We start from the raw sequence: 19,338 nt of genomic DNA on the forward strand, positions 1-19,338 counted from the left end.
CAACCATCCCAGGCCATCGGGCATTCCCGCGCAGCGCCCCCGCACTCCGCGCGCCGCCGCAATAGGCTCCTTTGCACCATCCCTCACTCTTGTTAGGAACTCCGGATGAGAAGAAGGCTGAGGTCGCTGCTCGCGACCGCCATGGGGGCCGCCGTTCTCCTGGGAGGCACCGGCACGAGCGTCGCCGACGCGACCCGCCGCGCGGCCGCGGGCGACTTCACGGGCGAGGCGTCCGCCAACGCCTCCGTCCCGCTGCAGAACGAGGTCGAGGGCACCGTGACGCTCAACCTCAAGGACCCGGCCCAGGTCACGGGCGTGACGGGCGGCATCGAGGCGCCGGGCAGGGCCGTGCGTACGGTGACGTTCGACTTCCGGCCCGGCGACGCCGCGGCCACGCAGCGGATCACCGGCAGGTGGCGGATCGCCGCGGACGACCCGGCGGGCGAGTGGAAGCTCAACGTCGCCGTCGCCCGCGACGGCGGCACGAGCAACACGCCGTTCGTCGTACGGGTCGCCGGCAAGCAGGGCATCACCGCCGCCAAGGTCACCCCGAACCCGGTGCGGCTCGTCACCGGCAAGGACGTGAAGGTCACCGTCGAGGCGAGCGTGAAGGACGCCTCGAAGGTGTCGGCCAAGCTGGTCAACGCGGGCGGCGGCGAGTTCTACGACCTGGGCGACCTCGCCAGGGAGTCGGACGGGAAGTACCGCGGCACCACGTACTTCTCCGACGACACCGCGCCTGGCGACTGGACGCTGGAGGTGTACGCGCACAAGGGCGGCCAGACGCTCAAGGGCGTGGCCGGCTTCACCGTCGCCGAGCCGGTGAACGGCGCCTCCAAGAAGGCGCGGTCGAGGGTCACGATCTCGGCCCCGGCCAAGGTCGTGGCGGGCAAGAAGGTCAAGGTGTCGGGGAAGGTCTACCGCGGCTCGAAGGCGTACCCGCGCAAGATCATCGAGGTGTACTTCAAGGTCAAGGGGACCAAGACGTACAAGCTGCTCGGTTTCGCGAAGACCACCTCGACCGGCAGGTACGCCAAGACGTACACGGCCCGCAAGGACGGCTACTACCGCGTCAGGGTGCCCGGCACGAGGACGACCAGCGCGTCGCTGTCGCCGCAGGAGTTCGTGGACGTCCGCTGACTCACCCGCCGACTCACCTGCTGGCTCATCGGCCGAGGTAGGTGAGCACGGCGAGCACCCGCCGATGGTCCTCGGGCGCCGGCCCGAGGGCCAGCTTGGCGAAGATGCTGGAGATGTGCTTCTCGACCGCGCCCTCGGTGACGACGAGCCGCGCGGCGATGGCGGTGTTGGAGCGGCCCTCCGCCATGAGGGCCAGCACCTCGCGTTCGCGCGGGGAGAGCGAGTCGAGCGGCGCGCCGCGGCGCTGCCGGCTGAGGAGCTGCACGACGACCTCGGGGTCGATGACGGTGCCGCCCGCCGCCACCTGCCGCACCGCCTCCAGGAACTCGGTCACGTCGGCCACCCGCTCCTTCAGCAGGTAGCCGACGGCCCGGCCGATGAGGTCGCCCGCGTAGCGCTCCTCGACGTACTGCGACAGGACGAGGATCGGGAAGTCGGGACGCTCGGCGCGCACCCGCAGCGCCGCCCGCAGGCCCTCGTCGGTGTGCGTGGGCGGCATGCGTACGTCGACGATGGCCAGGTCGGGCCGGTGCGTGCGGACGGCGGCCTCCAGCGCCGGCCCGTCGGCGACGGCCGCGACCGTGTCGATGCCGCCGTCGGCCAGCAGCCGGGCGAGCCCTTCGCGCAGCAGTACGGAGTCCTCGGCGATCACCACGCGCATGGCCTCATGCTTACCACTCGCAGGGCAGCTCCGCGCGGACGATGGTGGGGCCCCCGACGGGGCTGTGCACGACGAGCACGCCGTCGATGGTGGCCGCCCGGTCCGCCAGCCCCGCCAGCCCGCCGCCGGGGGTGACGAGGGCGCCGCCGACGCCGTTGTCCCACACGTCCACGACCACGGCGGCCCGTTCCCTGAACACCGACACCGACGCCTCCGTGGCGACCGCGTGCTTGGCCATGTTGGCCAGCGCCTCGGCGACGATGAAGTACGCGATGCTCTCCACCGCCGCGGGCGGCCGCTCGGTCAGCTCGACCGTGACGTCCACGTGGACGGGGGCCCGCGCGGCCAGGCCCGACAGCGCGGCGTCGAGCCCGCGGTCGCTGAGGATGGCCGGATGGATGCCTCTCGCGAGGTCGCGCAGCTCGGCGATGGCGGCCTTGGTGCCGGCGTGGGCCTGGACGATGAGCTCGCGCGCCGTGTCGGGGTCGGTGTCGAACTTGGCCTGCGCCCGTCCGAGGTCCACCGCGACCGACAGCAGCCGCTGCTGCGCGCCGTCGTGCAGATCACGTTCGATCCTGCGCCGCTCGGCCTCGGCCGCGTCCACCCCCCGGGCGCGGCTCACCCGCAGCCGTTCCTCCTCGGGGGCGCCGAGCAGCACGGTCGCGAGCGTCCCGTGCAGCCAGCCCATCGCGCGGGCGAGGTAGGCGGTCAGCACGAGCAGCACGAGCCCGGCGGGCACGCACAACCAGGTGGCCACGTGGTCCTCCACGGCGTACGTCTGGCCGTCGGCCGCCATGCTCACCCGCAGGATCACCGGCGCGAGGAGCAGCACCGCCGTCGACACCCACAGCCCGAACGACACCACCGTCTCGACCGCGCCGAGCGGCAGCAGCATGAGCAGGTAGCCCAGGTCCTTCCAGGTCGCGGGATCGGTGACGAGCCACTGGAGGTACGCCGCCACCCCGCCCTCCGGCCGCCGCCGGTACGGGTCCGCGATGCGCACCCCGAACACCGCCCGCAGCACCCGCCGCTCCAGCATCGCCCCGCCGCGCCACATGAGCACGGTCGCCATGGCCAGGGGCACGCCCACCCACACCACCGCCAGCGTGAGCGAGGCCGGCACCGCGAACGACAACAGCAGGAACCAGCCGAGCCCGATCACCCCGCTGACCAGCAGGTACGCCGCCGCCCGCCACGTCATGGGGTCGGCCAGCACCCCCAACGGCCCTCTGGGCCCCCAGGGCACCCGGTCCTTCAACGCCACGGATCGCATGACCCAAGCCTGCACGGCGCGGCTCCGCGCGGGAATGGAGGTGACTCGTGTCCGGAGGGTGGGGCTAACCCCAGTAAGCGCCCTATGAACGCGGAAAGGGCGGCAGGTGGGTCACCTGCCGCCCTCAACCGTCGTGCCGCTAGTCGCGGTCGCTGCTCACCGTGGTCTTCTGGACCTGGAGCAGGAACTCCGCGTTGGACTTGGTCTCCTTCATCTTCTCCAGGAGCAGCTCCAGCGCCTGCTGCATGTCGAGCGCGTGCAGCACCCGGCGCAGCTTCCAGACGATCTGGAGCTCTTCCCTGGCCATGAGGATCTCTTCCTTACGGGTGCCGGACGCGTCGACGTCCACCGCGGGGAAGATGCGCTTGTCGGCCAGGGAGCGGTTGAGCTTGAGCTCCATGTTGCCGGTGCCCTTGAACTCCTCGAAGATGACCTCGTCCATCTTGGACCCGGTCTCGACCAGGGCCGTGGCGAGGATCGTCAGCGAGCCGCCGTTCTCGATGTTGCGGGCGGCGCCGAAGAAGCGCTTGGGCGGGTAGAGGGCCGTGGAGTCGACACCACCCGACAGGATGCGCCCGGACGCCGGCGCCGCCAGGTTGTAGGCGCGGCCGAGACGGGTGATCGAGTCGAGCAGGACGACCACGTCGTGGCCCAGCTCCACCAGGCGCTTGGCGCGCTCGATGGCGAGCTCGGCGACCGTGGTGTGGTCCTCGGCGGGACGGTCGAAGGTCGAGTGGATGACCTCGCCCTTCACCGACCGCTGCATGTCGGTGACCTCTTCCGGCCGCTCGTCCACGAGCACGACCATCAGGTGGCACTCGGGGTTGTTGCGGGTGATCGCGTTGGCGATGGCCTGCAGCACCATCGTCTTGCCGGCCTTGGGCGGCGAGACGATGAGGCCGCGCTGGCCCTTGCCGATCGGGGAGACGAGGTCGATGATCCTCGTGGTGAGGATGTTGGGCTCGGTCTCCAGCCGCAGGCGCTCCTGCGGGTAGAGCGGCGTCAGCTTGTTGAAGTCGGGCCGGTTGCGGGCCTGGTCCGGGTCCATGCCGTTGACGGTGTCGAGGCGGACCAGGGCGTTGAACTTCTCGCGCCGCTCGCCCTCGCGGGGCTGGCGGACCGCGCCGGTGATGACGTCGCCCTTGCGCAGGCCGTTGCGGCGGATCTGGGCGAGCGAGACGTAGACGTCGTTGCTGCCCGGCAGGTAGCCGCTGGTCCTGACGAAGGCGTAGTTGTCGAGGATGTCGAGGATGCCGGCGATCGGGATGAGCACGTCGTCGTCGCCGATGACGGGCTCGCCCGCCTCGAAGCGCTCGCGGCCACGGCCACGGTTGCGCTCCCTGAAGCGGCCACGGCGGCCACGGCCACCGCGCTCGTCGTCGTCGGCGCCGCCGCCCCGCTGGTCGCCGCGCTGGTCGCGCTGGTCACCCCGCTGGTCGCCGCGGCTGCCCGCGTCGGCGGCGCGACCGTCGGCCCTGCCGTCGGTGCGACCGTCGGTGCGACCGTCGGTGCGACCACCCTCGCCACGGTCACCACGGTCACCGCGGTCACCGCGCTCGCCCCGGTCACCGCGCTCGCCACGGTCGGAGGAACGCTCGGAGGAACGCTCGCCGCGCTCACGGCGCTCGCCGCGGCTGCGGCGCTCCCTGCGGCTCTCGCCACGCTCGGCGCGCGAGTCGCCCTGGCCGCCGTCAGCGGCCTGGGCCTGCTCGACGACGGTCTCGGCGGGCGCGGCCACGGGCTCGGGCGCCTGGGCCACGGGCTCCGGCGCGGCGGCCACGGGCTGCGGCGCGGGCTCCTCGACTGCGGTCTTGGCGCGGGAACGTTCCCTGCGTGCCCGGGTGGGCCGCTCGGCCGCGGGGGCCGTCTCGGCCACGGGGGCGGGCGCCTCCGCGGCGGCCGCGGGGGCCGGCGCGGCGTCGCCCGTGCCGCCACCCTGCTTCTCCTGGATGGCCGCGATCAGCTGGCTCTTCCGCATGCGCCCCGTCCCGCTGATGCCCAGCTCAGCTGCGATCTTCTGCAGCTCGGGCAGCACCTTGGCGGACAGGCCGGTGCCGGAGCGACGCGCACGGGGCTTGGCCGCGGCGCGAGTGGGGGTGTCGCCGGACGCGGGCTCAGCGCCTGGTGCGTCGGAGAGGAGTTCGGTGGTGTCGCTCAACTAAAAGGTCCTTCCCAGGGGTCGGGCGCCGGTTTTTGTTCTGCCGGGCGTCCCGGAGGTGCTTGCGATCCGGCGGGACAGACCGGGTCGGGGTGCACTTTGCGATCTTCGGCTGTCGCTGGAGACGGCCGCCACTCTTGGGGAGGGGTAGGTCACGCCGCCGCTGGGCCGTGGCGCGTGGCTGACACCCCCCAGATTGCTGTCGCCAACCAGATGTCGATTGGATTCGAACGCGCAGATCCCCGTCGAAGACGCCTCGGTTCGGGCCAACCGGGTGTGGGCCAACCGGAGGCGACTAATTCCGGGGAGACAGCCGCGCTGCCCACGCCTCGCGACGTGAAGCATGATGCAGCGATGTGTGGCTGACAAGCACGCACCCACCAAGGGGGCATCTGGTGCGGCTATCAGCCTAACATCACCAGCGCACACGGCTATTCCCTGAAGGTCTAAAGAGGCATCAGCGTGTCTCGGGGAACTGAACGTTCGCACCAACCGGGTCGACGTCCATTTGCTGGATGTGCCAGTCATTACCCACTTCTGGCGCGATCAAATCCTGCGTATCCGATGTCGAAAACGCAAGAACCGTGGGACCCGCTCCCGAAACGACCGCGGGCACGCCCACTGCACGCAGACGTTCTACCAGAGCCGCGCTCTGCGGCATCGCAGGCGCGCGGTAATGCTGATGGAGCCGATCTTCCGTGGCGGCGAGCAGGAGCCCCGTCTCGGGCCGCTGGGTCAGCGCGGCTATCAGCAACGCGGCCCGGCCGGCGTTGAAGGAGGCGTCCTTGTGGGGCACGTCCTTCGGCAGCAGCCCCCGGGCGGTCTCCGTCGCCAGCCGTGCGGACGGAATCAGGACGACGGGACGGACCCGCTGGTCGGGAGCCAGTTTCACCATATGCGGCGCTCCCGCGTGGTCGGACCAGGCGACGGTGAGACCGCCGGCCAGACACGGCGCCACGTTGTCGGGATGGCCCTCCATCTCGGTGGCCAGCGCGAACACCTCGTCGTCCGGCCACTCGGCACCCGCGAGCGCGCGGGCCGCGAGCAGCCCCGCGCACACGGCGGCCGACGACGAGCCGAGGCCGCGGGCGTGCGGGATGCGGTTGCGGCAGCGCAGGCGGATGCCGGCGGGCTGCGCGACCCCCATGCGGCCGAACGCCTCGCGCATGGCGCGTACGACCAGGTGGCGCTCGCCGAGGTCGACCTCACCCGCGCCCTCGCCGCTCACGCTGACCTCGACGCCGCGCTCGCCGGTGAGGCCGGCCTCGACCTCGTCGTACAGGCTCAGCGCGAGGCCGAGCGCGTCGAAACCCGGGCCGAGGTTCGCCGAGGTGGCGGGCACGCGGATGTCAACGGTCCTCATTCACGCATCAGATCCTCACTCCCCGTGACCTCTGTCAGGCGAGGTTGAGCGCCGCCGCGGCGGCGTGGACGTCGATGGGGATCACCGTCGGCGCCGGCGCTCCCGAGATGGCCCAGTCAGGGTCCTTCAGCCCGTTGCCGGTGACGGTGCAGACGATGCGCTGCCCCGGCTCGACCAGGCCCTGCTCGTGTGCCTGGAGCAGACCGGCGACGCTCGCCGCCGAGGCCAGCTCCACGAACACGCCCTCTTCCTGGGCCAGCAGTTTGTACGCCGCCGCGATCTGCCGGTCGGTCACCGACTGGATGACGCCGCCGGACTCGTCGCGGGCCGCCGTGGCGAGCGACCAGGAGGCCGGGTTGCCGATGCGGATGGCGGTGGCGATGGTGTGCGGGCGGGTCACCGGCGCGCCCTGGACGATCGGGGCGGCGCCGCTCGCCTGGAAGCCGAACATGCGGGGCTTCCGCGTCGCCAGGCCGTCGGTGAAGTATTCCTGGTAGCCCATCCAGTAGGCCGAGATGTTGCCCGCGTTGCCCACCGGGATGCAGTGGATGTCGGGCGCGTCGCCGAGCGTGTCGACGATCTCGAACGCGGCCGTCTTCTGCCCCTGCAGCCGGTAGGGGTTGACCGAGTTGACCAGCGCGATCGGGTAGCTGGACGACAGCTTGCGCGTCATCTCCAGGCAGTCGTCGAACGACCCCTCGACCTGCAGCAGCGTGGCCCCGTGCACGAGCGCCTGGGCGAGCTTGCCCATGGCGATCTTCCCGCGCGGCACCAGGACGGCGCAGGTCAGCCCGGCGCGCACGGCGTAGGCCGCCGCGGAGGCCGAGGTGTTGCCGGTGGAGGCGCAGATGACCGCCTTGGCTCCCTCCTCGACCGCCTTGCTGATGGCCATCGTCATGCCGCGGTCCTTGAAGCTGCCGGTGGGGTTGGCCCCCTCGACCTTCAGGTAGACGTCGCACCCCGTGAGTGCGGAGACGCGGTGCGCGGGCACCAGCGGCGTGCCGCCTTCGAGCAGCGTGATGACCGGCGTCTTCGTCGTCACGGGAAGACGCTCGCGGTATTCCTCGATGAGGCCACGCCACGACCTGCTCATGATGACTCCCTACCTGCGGTGTTGGTCACAGAGTGTACGGGGTGCGGGCGACCGCATCGGATTCGCGTCCAAGTGTCGGACACGGCTCGGACACGGGTCGGACGTATGGGTTGGACAGCGACGCTATTGAGGAAATTCTCAGCATCTCCCGATAAGGTCTCGGCAGGGGGTCACGACCATGAACGCGCGTCCTGCTCTGAGGCAGAACGACTATTCGCCGATCGAGGCGCCGCCGCTGGGCGCCTGGTCACCCGCCCTTTCCGTGAGCGTGGTGATACCTGCGCACGGCGGGCAGGACAAGCTCGACCTGACGCTGGCGGCGCTGGCGGCGCAGACGTACCCGGACCGGCTGATGGAGGTCCTCGTCGTCGACGACGGCAGCGAGCCGCCCATCCGCCTGCCCGAGCTCCGGCCGGTCAACACGCGCATCGTGCGGGTGCGTGACGGCTGGGGCATCTCCAACGCCGTCAACACCGGCGCCAAGGCCGCCGACGGCGAGATCATCCAGCGGCTCGACTCCGACATGGTGGCCTGCCGCGAGCACATCGAGGCGCTGGCCCGCTGGCACCACGTCACGGACTACCTGGTCACGATCGGGATGAAGAAGTTCGTCGAGCCGCCGGCCGTCACGCCCCGGCAGGTCTTCCAGGCCCGGCGCCTGGACGAGGTGTTCGCGCTGGACGAGGCCGTCTCCAGCTCCACCGAGGCGACGATCGCCAAGACCGACGGGCTGCGCGCGAGCCGCAATCCCTATCACGTGTGCACGGGGCCGACGTTCGCGCTGCCTCGGGAGGTCTTCCACGCCGTGGGCGGTCTCGACCCGACCGTGGCGCGCGGCGAGGACACCGAGTTCGCCTACCGGCTGGCCATGCACGGCGTGGTGTTCGTGCCCGACCTGGAGGCGCAGGCCGTCCACCTGGGGCTGCCCGCGCAGCACCGCGACCGGGAGCGGGCGGTGCGGGCGGTCGAGCCCTACCTGGCGCACCGCATCCCGCTGCGGAGGGACCTGCGCAAGGATCCGGGGCGGCGGTGGCTGGTGCCGTACGTCGAGGTCGTGCTCGACGTCACCGACACCTCGGAGTCGGTGGTGCGGCAGGCCGTCGCGGCGGCGCTCGGCGGCAAGCTGCAGGACGTCGTGGTGACGCTGGTGGGGCCGTGGTCGCGGCTGCGGGACGGGCGGCGTTCGGTGCTCGGCGACCCGTGCTTCGAGCTGCGGCTGATGCGCGACCTGTTCGCGCACGACGAACGCATCAGGCTCATCGACGAGGCCGCGCCGACGCCCGCGCCGTGCCCCTTCCGCTACCGGGGGCCGGTGGACGTGCCGCTGCACCGGGCGACGCTGGAGCGCATGGTCGAGTCGGCGCAGAAGGACCTGACGGGCGTGCTCGTCGTGGACCTGCCGGACGGGCGTACGGCCCGGCTGGAGCGCACCTCGGCGCTGGGGCGCGCGGTCCTGCTCACCGAGCCCGGCGCCGGCCCCGCCGACGTGGACGCGGTCATCGCGGCCACGCATGGCGTACGGCACGAGCCGCCGGACCGCTACTGGCCCGCGCCGAAGCAGCCCGAGCCGGTCACCATCCCCGCGCCGGTCACGGTGCCCGCCACCGCCGACGCCGCCGAGCGCTCCTTGCTCGGCCGGCTGAAGTCCGCCCTGCGCCCCAACTGACCTGGGGCGGGGGCGGAGCTCTCAGTCCCGGGGGCGGCGGAGGGCGCGGCGCATGGTGGTGGAGACGACCGTGCGGAGGCTCTGCTGGGCCACTCGGTTGGCGGCCGCGAGCTCGCGCCGCAGCCCGCCGACCTCGCGCCGGAGCTCGACCGCCGACTTGCGCCAGCGGCCGGCCTCCTCCTTCCACTTGCTCACCTGCGCCCGCAGCCGCTCGTTCTCCTTGGCCAGCCGGGCCGCCTCGGCCTGGGCCTCCGCCCGCGCACGGTACGCGCTCCGCCGCCCCACCGGCGCCGCCGCCTCGGCGGTGAACCCGTACGTCTCGCCGTCGACCCACGTCACGCCGGACACCTCGTCCACCACGTCGTCCAGGTCCTCATCGGGCCCGGCCACGAGGCGGGCCCTGGCGAAGGCGGAGAGGCGTTCGAGCCGGGCCGCGACGACGCCTTCGGCCGACTCGCTCAGCAGCACGTTGACCAGCCCCAGCCCCTCGTCGCGGGCCAGGTCGAGCAGCCGGGCCAGGCTGTCCTCGCCGGGGACCCAGCCGGCGGGCAGCCGCAGCACGTACGGCACCGCGGGGTCCACGTCCTCGGCGGCGGCGAGGCGCACCCTGCCGTCGTACCGGTAGTGGCCCTCGACCAGCACCAGGTCCAGGGCGGGGTCCCGGAGCGGGGCGCGGCGCTCGCGGCGCAGGGTGTCCCAGGGCCCGACGACCAGCACCGACAGGTCGGGCACCGTGGCGGCGAGCAGCGCGTCCACGCTCGCCCGCACCTCGTCGTAGCCCGCCGTGCCGTCCACGACGGCCGTCACGTAGGGGACCTTCCACTGCCGCCCCGGATGCCCGCGCAGCCACCGGTAGGCGGGGACGCGGTCGGCCACGAACGCGTGGCTCACCCGGTCGATGGCCGGCTTGTCGCGCATGCGCATGGTGGGACCGAGGTGGTAGGCGCGGGCGGCCGGCTCGGGCACGAAGACCGCGCCGGCCTGGCTCAGCCGGTAGCCCATCTCGGTGTCCTGGCCGAGTACGAGGTCGTCGTCCATCGGCCCGGCCGCCGCGACGAGCCGGGCGTGGACCGAGGTGGCGCCGCCGACGTGCAGGCTGAAGGGCCGCTGCGGGTTGTCGGTGAGCCCGCCGGTGCGCTCGACGAGGTCGACGATCCAGGCGTGCGGCTCGGCCGGCTCGAAGTGCGCCTCCAGGTCGCCGGGCAGCTCGGCGGGCGGCTCGGCCTCGGTGAACCTGATGTAGCCGGTGACGACGAGGTAGGGCGCCGTGTGGTGCCAGCGCATGTGGGCCTCGATCGCGCCGGGCGTGAGCACCACGTCGGAGTCGAGCCAGTGGATGACCTCGCCGGTGGCCTCGGCCAGCCCGGCGTTGCGCGCGGCGGCCCGGCCGGGCTCGGGGCAGCGGATCAGCCGGGCGTTCTTGGGCGCGGCCTCGGGCAGGCGCAGCGGCGGCTCGCTGCCGTTGTCGACGACGATCACCTCGGTGAGCTCCGCCGGATACGTCTGCCGGGCGAGCGCCGCCAGCACGAGGTCGAGCTTGTGCTGCCCGCCGTACGCGGGGACGACGACGCTGACCGTCAGCTCGGGCGTGAAGCCGGGCTCCGGCCGCAGCGTCCGGTAGTCGTTGCCGCGTACGCGGGCGATGCGGCCGGTCACGCGGCCTCCATGAGCAGGCTCGGCCGGAAGCCTCGCCACTGGTTGGCGGCCACCTTGACGAAGTGGGCGAGCGGGAGCTGCCAGGTGTGGTCGCCGCTCAGCCCGCGGCGCAGGACGTAGCCAAGACCGTGCGTACGGTAGATCTTCGCGCCCGCCCCCGAGGCCGCCTTGAGGAACTCGAGGTCCACGGCCCGCGCGACCGGCGGGAAGCCACCGATCTCCCTGAAGCGCGCCAGCGGCACCATGATCGTGCCGCCGGCCACGTGGTCGGAGTAGACCTCGCTCGGATAGCGGGCGCCGCTCGCGAACGTCGTCCGCCTGATGGTGGCCTTCAGCGGCTCCAGGTAGAAGAACTCGGCGGTGGTGCCCACGACGTCGGCCTCGGCGTAGGCGCGGGCCATGAACAGGTCGGACAGGTGGTGCGGGCCGTACCAGTCGTCGTCGTCCCACTTGGCGAGGAGGTCGCCGCCGGCCAGCGCCGCCGCCTGGTTGAGCACCTCGCCGAACGGCACCGACTCCGGCGCCTCGACCCATCGCACCGGCAGCGCGCACGTCTCGACCGCCTGGCGTACGTGCTCGAACGGCACGCCGTGCAGCCCCAGCACCACCTCGGCCGTCACGCCGCGCTGCCGCTCCATCTGCGCCAGCGCCGCGCCGACCAGGGCGGGCCGCTTGGTGGCCATGACGATGCTGACGCTGGGCGGGGTCTCCGGCGCGGGGTGCGCTAGGCGGCGCAGGCGTACGCTGTGCTCCTCCCGCCGCAGGTCGGCGAGGCTGCGCGCGGTGCCGTCGGCGGCGTGGCCGAGCCAGTCGCGGTCGGTGAGCAGGGCCGCGAGGCCGGCGGGCACCCAGTCGGGGGCCCGCTCGGCGGTCAGCGGGACGCCGGCCGCGGCCAGCTCCATGAGCCCGTCGAGGGGCACCGGCCCGTCCGGCCACTCGATCTCCAGGCCGCGCAGCGGGCGCAGCTCGGGCACGACGGGCGGGCGGCCGTCGACCGCCCATCCGCCGCCCGCCCAGTGCAGGCGGGCCGGCCCCTTCTCCGGCGTGCGCAGGAAACCGCACGGGGTGACGGACATGAAATGGGCGCTCCTCGACCGCGGGGATTCAGTCGGCGCCTACCTTACGCCCGTTTCGCGGCCTCTCAGGCGCTAGTCGTCGCCCTCGACGCGCATCACGCCGGCCACGGCCCGCACGATGTCGAGCTCCCGCAGCCCCTCCAGCGTCGCGGTGAGCGCGGCGTCGGTGGCGCGGTGGGTGACGATGACGAGCTGGGCGTCGTCGCCGTGCCCCTCCTGACGCACGGTCTGGATGGACACGTCGTGCTTGGCGAACAGCTCGGCCACCCTGGCCAGCACGCCCGGCTTGTCGGCCACGTCGAGCGCCATGTGGAGGCGCGTGACGGTCTCGCCCATCGGGTGGGCGCTCAGGTCGGCGTAGGTGGACTCCTCGGGGCCGCGGGTGCCCGCCAGGCGGTTGCGGGCCACCGCCACCAGGTCGCCGAGCACGGCCGAGGCCGTGGGCGCGCCGCCCGCGCCCTTGCCGTAGAACATGAGCTGCCCGGCCGACTCGGCCTCCACGAAGACCGCGTTGTACGCCTCACGCACGCCCGCGAGCGGGTGAGTGCGCGGGATCATCGCCGGGTGCACCCGTACGCCGAACGAGCGGCCGTCGTCGGAGCGGGCGCAGATGGCCAGCAGCTTGATGACGTAGCCCATGGCCTTGGCGGAGGCCACGTCGGTGGCGGTGATCTCGGTGATGCCCTCGCGGTGCACGTCGGCGGCCGTCACCCGGCTGTGGAAGGCGAGCCCGGCGAGGATGGCGGCCTTGGCGGCGGCGTCGAAGCCCTCGACGTCGGCCGTGGGGTCGGCCTCGGCGTAGCCGAGGGTCTGGGCCTCCTCCAGGGCGTCGGTGAAGGACGCGCCCGTGGAGTCCATCTTGTCGAGGATGTAGTTGGTGGTGCCGTTGACGATGCCGAGCACGCGCTTGACGTGGTCGCCGGCCAGCGACTCGCGGAGGGGACGCAGCAGCGGGATCGCGCCCGCCACGCTGGCCTCGAAGTAGAGGTCGCCGTTGCCGGCCCGCGCCGCCTCGTGCAGGGTGGCGCCGTCCTCGGCCAGCAGCGCCTTGTTGGCGGTGACGACGGACTTGCCGCGCGACAGCGCCGAGACGATGAGGCCGCGGGCGGGCTCGATGCCGCCGATGACCTCGATGACGATGTCGACGTCGTCGCGGGCGACCAGCGACTCGGCGTCGGTGGTCAGCAGCGCGGGATCGACCTCGACGTCACGCTTGCGGCCGAGCCGGCGCACGGCCACCCCGGCCAGCTCCAGCGGCGCGCCCACGCGGGCGGCCAGGTCGTCGGCCTGCTCGTGCAGGAGCCGGATGACCTGCGAGCCCACGACCCCGCAGCCCAGCAGAGCCACTCTCAGCGGTTTCACAGCTGCCCCCTCAACAGGTCGTCCTCGGTCTCGCCCCGTACGATCACCCGGGCCTTGCCGCCCGAGACGGCCACCACGGCCGGCTTGGGCAGGTAGTTGTAGTTGTTGGCCAGCGACCGGCAGTAGGCGCCGGTCGCGGAGACCGCGACCAGGTCGCCCGGCGCGAGGTCGGACGGGTAGTAGCAGTCGCGGACCAGGATGTCGCCGCTCTCGCAGTGCTTGCCGACCAGGCGGCTCAGCATGGGCGGGGCGTCGCTCTCGCGGCTGGCCAGCACCGTGGTGTACTCGGCGCCGTAGAGGGCGGTGCGGACGTTGTCGCTCATGCCGCCGTCGACGCTGACGTACGTGCGCAGCCCCTCGACGTCCTTGACGGTGCCGACCTCGTAGAGCGTGATGCCGCCCGGCCCGACGATCGTGCGGCCGGGCTCGACGGTGAGCCGGGGCACCGGCAGGCCCGCGTCCACGCAGACCTTGGTGACGATCTCGCGCAGGCCGTCGGCCAGCTCCTTGATGTCGGGGGCCTCGTCGCCCTCGACGTAGGCGATGCCGTAGCCGCCGCCGAGGTCGAGCTCGGGCAGCACGACGCCGTGCTCGTCCTTGATCTCCACCAGCAGCCTGGCCAGCCGCCGCGCGGCGACCTCGAACCCGCCGGTGTCGACGATCTGGGAGCCGATGTGGGAGTGGAGCCCGACGAGTTCGAGCTGCGGCAGCGCGAGCACGCGGCGCACGGCCTCGGCCGCGGTGCCCTGGCCGAGTGAGAGGCCGAACTTCTGGTCGTCGTGCGCGGTGGCGATGAACTCGTGGGTGTGGGCCTCGACGCCGGTGGTGACGCGGATCATCACCTTGGGCCGCTTGCCCATCCGCTCGGCGAGGTAGCCGAGCCTGGCGATCTCCTCGAAGGAGTCGACCACGACGTGCCCGACGCCGGCCTCCAGGGCCCTGGACAGCTCGGCGACGGACTTGTTGTTGCCGTGGAGGGTGATGCGCTCGGGCGGGAAGCCGACGCTGAGCGCCACGGCCAGCTCGCCGCCGCTGGCCACGTCGAGGCCGAGCCCCTCGTCCTGGAGCCAGCGCACGATCTCCTTGCACAGGAACGCCTTGCCGGCGTAGTGCACGTCGGAGCCGGCGAAGGCGCTCGCGTAGTCGCGCATGCGTGAGCGCACGTCGTCCTCGTCGAGGACGTAGAGCGGGGTGCCGAAGTCGCGGGCGAGGTCGCGCACGTCCACGCCGCCGACCGTGAGCGCGCCATCGGTCCGGGTCGACGTTCGGGGCCAGATCGCGGGGTGGATCCGGTTGAGGTCGGCGGGCGCCTGCGGCGGGCGCTCCTGGGGCAGCATCTCGGCGTGCCGGTCCCCGGCGGGATGGGCGAATCGACTCACCCGATCGAGGCTATCGGAACCGCCACTCCACCATGACCCGGTGACCACGTATCGAGACGGGATCGGGCTCCACGAGGGATATTTTTACGCTTTTTCGCTGTTTGGCCGGATATTTTGCGATCGATCACATCCGTTCCGGACCTATCAACACCTGTCCCACCGCCACCGCCAGCCGCACCCGCGCCGTGTGCACCGGCCGAGCGGGTTCGTCGCCGCGCGGCACGGCGGGCGCGCGCTCGTGCGCGTCGTGGAAGGCCAGGGCCAGCCGCACGAGGTACGCCTCCCACCCCGGCTCCCTGCTCACCGCCCGGCCCGGCAGCTCGGCCAGCGCCCGCAGCACCGCCCGGTCCCAGGGGCCGTCCAGCGCCGCCGGGTCGAAACCGTCACCGGGCACCCCGAGCGCGCGGGCCCACCTCGTGACCGCCTGCGCCCGCGCGTGCCCGTACCTGACCACGAATCCGGGGTTGTCCCAGGTGCGCGGGAAGTCCGGCCAGGCCGGCTCCGGGATCGCCGGGACCTCGAACGACTCCAGCAGCGTGCCGGGCACGCGTACCTCGATCTCCAGGAGCCCGTTCGCGCGGGCCGCGACGCCCGCCACGCCGGGCACCGCGCGGACCCGCCCGGCCAGCTCCGCCACGGGCACCCGCCGCCGGAGCGCCGCCGCCGAGACGAGCAGCGCCCGGCGCTCCCAGGTCCCCTCGGGCGCGGGCGGCTCCCCCAGCGCCTCGGCCAGCTCCGGGAACGTCATGCCGAGGACTTTAGATGAGCGCGTGGGGCTCGGCGGAGCCGTACTCGACCAGGTGAGCGGCGCCGAGCAGCCAGCGGTCCTCGTCGCGCACCCGTACATATCCGAACCGGTCGGCCGAGAACACCTTGATCCCGTCAGTGCGGCACTGCCGCATCATGACCTCGTCCCAGCCCTCGCTGAGGTCGGCGAAGCCGATCTCGCGCAGGGCGTTCCTGCGGGCGAGCAGGGTGGCGCCGGCGATCTCCGGCAGGTAGGCGTACTCGGCCTCGGGCTGCTTGAGCAGCGTGGCCTGGGGCTTGCGCAGGTGGGCGTAGTAGGCGGCCTTGCCGACGATGTCGGCGGTGCTGAACAGGAACGCCCGCCGCAGGTCGGCCAGGTAGTGAGGGCCGTAGACGTCGCGCGGGTCCATGACCGCCACCAGGTCGGCCTCGCACAGGTCGAGCCCGGCGGCGAGCATCGCGCCCTCGCTCATGGACGGCTGCGGCCGGCGGTAGACGACGTCGAGGTCCGGCAGCACGTCGCGGGCGCGCAGCTCGGCCTCGGGCGGCCCGATGACGATCACCTGGGCCACGCCGGTCTGCTTGGCGACCTGGGCGAGCCCGTGCTCGATGAGGTGCGGGCCGGTGATCGGCAGCAGCACGGACGTCTCCAGCGTGGCGCGGGCGCTGGGCAGCCCCACGGTCTCCAGCATCTCGTCCACGCGCTCGGTCATCGTCCCCATCTGGTACGCCCGCCGCAGCGCCACGTGCGCCCGCCGCGAGTCGGCCTCGGTGCCGATGGGCGTGCCGCAGGCCGCGATCTCGGCCAGCCGCCACTGGGGCGTGCCGGGCGGGCAGTCGGCGGCGGCCGGCCACCGGTAGGAGGTCAGCACGTCGGGGTAGGCCAGGTGGCCGGGCAGGAGCTGGTCGAGCGTGAGCACCCGGTCGATGCGCCCGCCGGCCAGGGGCAGCGGGTTGTGGACGCGCGGCTGGACGCCGTACTGCAGCCGAGGCCAGGGCACGGACAGGTCGTTGGTGAAGCGGTGCTCGAAGAGCTGCGCGGTGGCGGCGTAGGCGTCGAGAGGGCCCTTGGTGTGCCAGAACACGGTGCGGATGCCGCGCTCGGCGCACCAGGCCAGCAGCGCGCGGATGCCCTCGCCGGGCTCGCCGGTGATCTCCTCGGCCCACGGGCCCTCGGTGACCGACTCGACCACGAGCAGGTGAGGCACCTCCAGCGGGAGCACCCGGGCGAAGTCGCGGGGCGTGAAACCGGTGGTCTGCCGCCACTCGTAGCGGAGCAGGGCCTCGGCGTGCGGGTCGGCGATCACCGCGGCGGTGATGTGCGGCCTGGTGTTGGGCCCGGTCGGCACCCGGAACGGCTTGAGCTTGAAGGACGCGCCGCCGAGCGTGCGGGTGGAGGTCGTCGCCTGGAAGGCGGCCCCGGGCCGCTCCTCCTTGCCGGCGGCGGTGGTGACGGGCTTGCGCTTGGGGGCGCTCGGCCGCTTGACCGGCTTGGCGGCCGTCCGCAGGCCCTTGGCGAGCCGGACCGGGTTGCTCTTGCCGCTCTTGATCGCGTCGCCGAGCCGGTTCCAGCGGGCGACCTTGATCGACGACAGCTTCCAGTTGGCCACCTCGGCCTGGAAGCGCTGCTCGGCCAGCTCCCTGCGGAGCTTGTCTGCGGCGGCCCGCTCGGTCTCCAGCGCGGCCTCGGCCTCGCTCAGCCGCTCGGCGAGCGCCCTGGCCTCCTCCACGCTGCGTTCGGCCTCGGCGAGCCGCCCCTGGGCGGCGTCGAGCAGCCTCGCCAGCTCGGCGGCGCGCTCGGCCTGCGCCACCGCGTCTCGCAGTGCCCGGCGCGTGCTCTCAAGCTCAGTGGACAAGTCGACCTCCGCTTCCTCAGCCTGGCAAAGGATACTCTTTTGCGAGAAGCGGCTCGAAGGGATGAGATCCGGTGCAGTTCAACGTGCGGCCCTACGTCTGCGGCGCTCTCGGCCGGATCGACACCGCCATAGTGGGCAAGCTCACCGGCGCGGGCCCGCGGGTGCGCCCGGCGCTCCAGACGCCCGAGGCCGCGCTGTTCAGCTCGGCGCCGCTGCCGCCCTACCACCGCGCGGCCGACTCGTACGCGTTCGCCTGGGGCGAGCGCCGTCCGCCGGCCGCCGACGACTGGATGACGGTGGCCGAGACGTACGAGACGCCGGGCCTCATCGGCGACGGCCCCCAGGTGACCCTGCACACGGGGGCGCTCGGGCTGGTGGACCTTTACTACGTGCGCCTCGGCGAGGCGGTCTACTTCTCCTCGCTGATCCAGCCGCTGCTCTCCCTGGTGCCGATCGCGATCGACTGGTCGGCCTGGGCCTCGATACTCCAGGTGACGTTCCCGCTGGGCGAGGCGACGCCGTACACCGAGGTCAAACGGCTGCCGGGGTCGAGCGCGCTGGTGTGGCGGCACGACCGGGTGTCGGTCGAGCGGCGGCTGCCGCGCTGGCTGCGCACCGAGCCGTACGAGGCGTGGACCAGCCCCGCCGAGATCGTCGAGCTGCTGCACCAGGTCTACGCCGAGTACGACGGCCGCAAGCTGCTCGTGCCGGTCAGCGGCGGCTACGACTCCCGCCTGCTGGCGAGCGTGGCCAAGGCCCGCGGCGCGGACGTCGAGTCGTGGACCACGAGCCCGGACGACGGCACCGACACCGACATCGCCTTCGCCCGCGCGATCACCAAGGAGCTGGGCATCCAGCACCGGGTGATCACCCAGGACCCGGCGGACTACCCGGCGGACGCCGTCGAGGTGGCCCGCAGGCTGGAGTACCTCACCCCGCACCACGCCTGGTACGCCCCCTTCGCCAAGGAGGTGCACGGCGCGGGCCGGATCCTGGTGGACGGCCTGGCCGGCGGGCCGCTGCTGAAGAACTTCATGGTGAGCGGGGCCGCGCTGGAGGCCCGGACGCAGGCCGAGCGGTCGGCGGCGGTGCTGGGGTCGCTGTCGCTGGGCGCGCCCTCGCGGCCGTTCCTGTCGAAGGCGGCGGCCGAGTGGATGGAGGAGAGCGTGCGCGAGCAGTTCGCGGCGGCCACCTCCATGCTCCACGGCCACCGGGCCGAGCTGCCGCTGTCGGTGCTGCACACGAGGACCGTGCGGGGTATCGCGCGCTCGGCGGTGAACCTGGTGGGGCCCGAGGCGTCGTTCGCCGCGCCGTTCATCCACCCTGACTTCTTCGACGCGGCGCTCTCCGTCGGGGTGGCCCGCAAGGACAAGGGCCGCTTCTACCGTGAGGTGCTGCACGCGGCCAATCCGCGGGTGGCGGCCCTTCCTTCCACGAACGTCGTCAAGCAGCCGCTCCAGCGGGTGCCGCTGCGTTCCACGGCGGCACCGGCGCGAAACTATGCGCACAGCATGCTGGAAACGCTGGTGAGCCGGGTGCCGGGGCTGTTGTCGGAGGAGCTGCACGAGGTGGTGGCGGGAGGCCCGGACGCACTCACCAGGTTCAATGGCTGGAACGACCGCTTCTGGGTGCGTGGATTGGTACTCTTCGGACTCTGGCTGAGCGACTTCGAAAACGACCTCGCCGACCTGGTCCCACCTTTCTCATGAACTCTCGGTAACAACGTGGTTACATACGGATCTCGTGGGTATTACACCCGGCACAGCAGAAGCGGGTTCCGGAAAGCCGACGGGCTGGTAGTGTTCGGCCCGTAAGCGCCGCACAAACGGGCAGCGGATCACAAATCCGGTCTCGTTCGAGGGCATGGAGTTCGCAGGGATGACGACTCCAGGCGGCGCGGTCACCAAT

Annotated in this window: 14 protein-coding genes; 3 read left to right on the forward strand and 11 right to left on the reverse strand. The window is 72.6% G+C overall.

What is annotated here, in order from left to right; all coding sequences use genetic code 11:
* The first annotated feature begins 105 nt into the window (after positions 1-105).
* On the forward strand, positions 106-1,140 hold the full coding sequence (locus SMD20_RS22120; RefSeq protein ID WP_329584101.1) for a hypothetical protein: 1,035 nt from the start codon (positions 106-108) through the stop codon (positions 1,138-1,140).
* Positions 1,141-1,165: 25 nt separating this feature from the next.
* Here SMD20_RS22120 and SMD20_RS22125 read toward each other — a convergent pair whose 3' ends face one another.
* The 5 genes from SMD20_RS22125 to thrC form a co-directional block, all read right to left on the reverse strand.
* A complete protein-coding gene (locus tag SMD20_RS22125; RefSeq protein ID WP_329584102.1) occupies positions 1,166-1,801 on the reverse strand; it encodes a response regulator transcription factor in 636 nt (211 codons plus the stop codon).
* Positions 1,802-1,811: 10 nt separating this feature from the next.
* Complete coding sequence (locus SMD20_RS22130; RefSeq protein WP_329584103.1) at positions 1,812-3,074, reverse strand: sensor histidine kinase; 1,263 nt, start codon at positions 3,072-3,074, stop codon at positions 1,812-1,814.
* Between the two features lie 139 nt (positions 3,075-3,213).
* Positions 3,214-5,232, reverse strand: a complete 2,019-nt coding sequence (gene rho / locus SMD20_RS22135; RefSeq protein WP_329584105.1) for a transcription termination factor Rho — start codon at positions 5,230-5,232, stop codon at positions 3,214-3,216.
* A 457-nt stretch (positions 5,233-5,689) separates the two neighbouring features.
* Complete coding sequence (gene thrB / locus SMD20_RS22140) at positions 5,690-6,595, reverse strand: homoserine kinase (RefSeq protein ID WP_329584107.1); 906 nt, start codon at positions 6,593-6,595, stop codon at positions 5,690-5,692.
* A gap of 34 nt (positions 6,596-6,629) precedes the next feature.
* Positions 6,630-7,688, reverse strand: a complete 1,059-nt coding sequence (gene thrC / locus SMD20_RS22145; protein ID WP_329584109.1) for a threonine synthase — start codon at positions 7,686-7,688, stop codon at positions 6,630-6,632.
* A 178-nt stretch (positions 7,689-7,866) separates the two neighbouring features.
* Between thrC and SMD20_RS22150 the strand changes: the two genes are divergently transcribed.
* Positions 7,867-9,354, forward strand: a complete 1,488-nt coding sequence (locus SMD20_RS22150; RefSeq protein WP_329584110.1) for a glycosyltransferase — start codon at positions 7,867-7,869, stop codon at positions 9,352-9,354.
* Between the two features lie 21 nt (positions 9,355-9,375).
* On the opposite strand, the gene SMD20_RS22155 is transcribed toward SMD20_RS22150, so the two are convergent.
* From SMD20_RS22155 to SMD20_RS22180, 6 genes are all read right to left on the reverse strand, one after another.
* The gene (locus tag SMD20_RS22155; protein ID WP_329584111.1) at positions 9,376-11,010 is read right to left on the reverse strand and encodes a glycosyltransferase; all 1,635 of its coding nucleotides are present in this window, start codon (positions 11,008-11,010) and stop codon (positions 9,376-9,378) included.
* The gene (locus SMD20_RS22160; protein ID WP_329584112.1) at positions 11,007-12,086 is read right to left on the reverse strand and encodes a glycosyltransferase family 2 protein; all 1,080 of its coding nucleotides are present in this window, start codon (positions 12,084-12,086) and stop codon (positions 11,007-11,009) included. Before SMD20_RS22160 ends, SMD20_RS22155 begins: the two co-directional genes overlap by 4 nt.
* A gap of 72 nt (positions 12,087-12,158) precedes the next feature.
* On the reverse strand, positions 12,159-13,448 hold the full coding sequence (locus SMD20_RS22165; protein WP_329584113.1) for a homoserine dehydrogenase: 1,290 nt from the start codon (positions 13,446-13,448) through the stop codon (positions 12,159-12,161).
* Complete coding sequence (gene lysA / locus SMD20_RS22170; protein WP_329584114.1) at positions 13,445-14,827, reverse strand: diaminopimelate decarboxylase; 1,383 nt, start codon at positions 14,825-14,827, stop codon at positions 13,445-13,447. The genes SMD20_RS22165 and lysA overlap by 4 nt, the downstream gene beginning before the upstream one ends.
* A 124-nt stretch (positions 14,828-14,951) precedes the next feature.
* Positions 14,952-15,575: an anticodon-binding protein gene (locus SMD20_RS22175; protein WP_329584115.1), complete on the reverse strand. Its 624-nt coding sequence runs from the start codon at positions 15,573-15,575 to the stop codon at positions 14,952-14,954.
* A 10-nt stretch (positions 15,576-15,585) separates the two neighbouring features.
* Complete coding sequence (locus tag SMD20_RS22180) at positions 15,586-17,430, reverse strand: hypothetical protein (protein ID WP_329584117.1); 1,845 nt, start codon at positions 17,428-17,430, stop codon at positions 15,586-15,588.
* Between the two features lie 71 nt (positions 17,431-17,501).
* On the opposite strand from SMD20_RS22180, the gene SMD20_RS22185 reads away from it, so the two are divergent.
* Positions 17,502-19,139, forward strand: coding sequence for an asparagine synthase-related protein (locus SMD20_RS22185; protein WP_329584118.1), 1,638 nt, complete (start codon positions 17,502-17,504; stop codon positions 19,137-19,139).
* The last annotated feature ends 199 nt before the right edge of the window (positions 19,140-19,338 follow it).

It is taken from the genome of Nonomuraea sp. LP-02 (genome assembly GCF_036289125.1).
GTDB classification, from domain to species: Bacteria; Actinomycetota; Actinomycetes; order Streptosporangiales; family Streptosporangiaceae; genus Nonomuraea; species Nonomuraea bangladeshensis.

What these genes read in the sequence shown, in the direction of transcription:
- SMD20_RS22125 (WP_329584102.1), bottom strand. Translation starts at nt 1,801, where the DNA reads ATGCGCGTGGTGATCGCCGAGGACTCCGTACTGCTGCGCGAAGGGCTC.
- SMD20_RS22160 (WP_329584112.1), bottom strand. Translation starts at nt 12,086, where the DNA reads ATGTCCGTCACCCCGTGCGGTTTCCTGCGCACGCCGGAGAAGGGGCCG.
- SMD20_RS22150 (WP_329584110.1), top strand. Translation starts at nt 7,867, where the DNA reads ATGAACGCGCGTCCTGCTCTGAGGCAGAACGACTATTCGCCGATCGAG.
- SMD20_RS22120 (WP_329584101.1), top strand. Translation starts at nt 106, where the DNA reads ATGAGAAGAAGGCTGAGGTCGCTGCTCGCGACCGCCATGGGGGCCGCC.
- thrB (WP_329584107.1), bottom strand. Translation starts at nt 6,595, where the DNA reads ATGAGGACCGTTGACATCCGCGTGCCCGCCACCTCGGCGAACCTCGGC.
- SMD20_RS22130 (WP_329584103.1), bottom strand. Translation starts at nt 3,074, where the DNA reads ATGCGATCCGTGGCGTTGAAGGACCGGGTGCCCTGGGGGCCCAGAGGG.
- thrC (WP_329584109.1), bottom strand. Translation starts at nt 7,688, where the DNA reads ATGAGCAGGTCGTGGCGTGGCCTCATCGAGGAATACCGCGAGCGTCTT.
- SMD20_RS22175 (WP_329584115.1), bottom strand. Translation starts at nt 15,575, where the DNA reads ATGACGTTCCCGGAGCTGGCCGAGGCGCTGGGGGAGCCGCCCGCGCCC.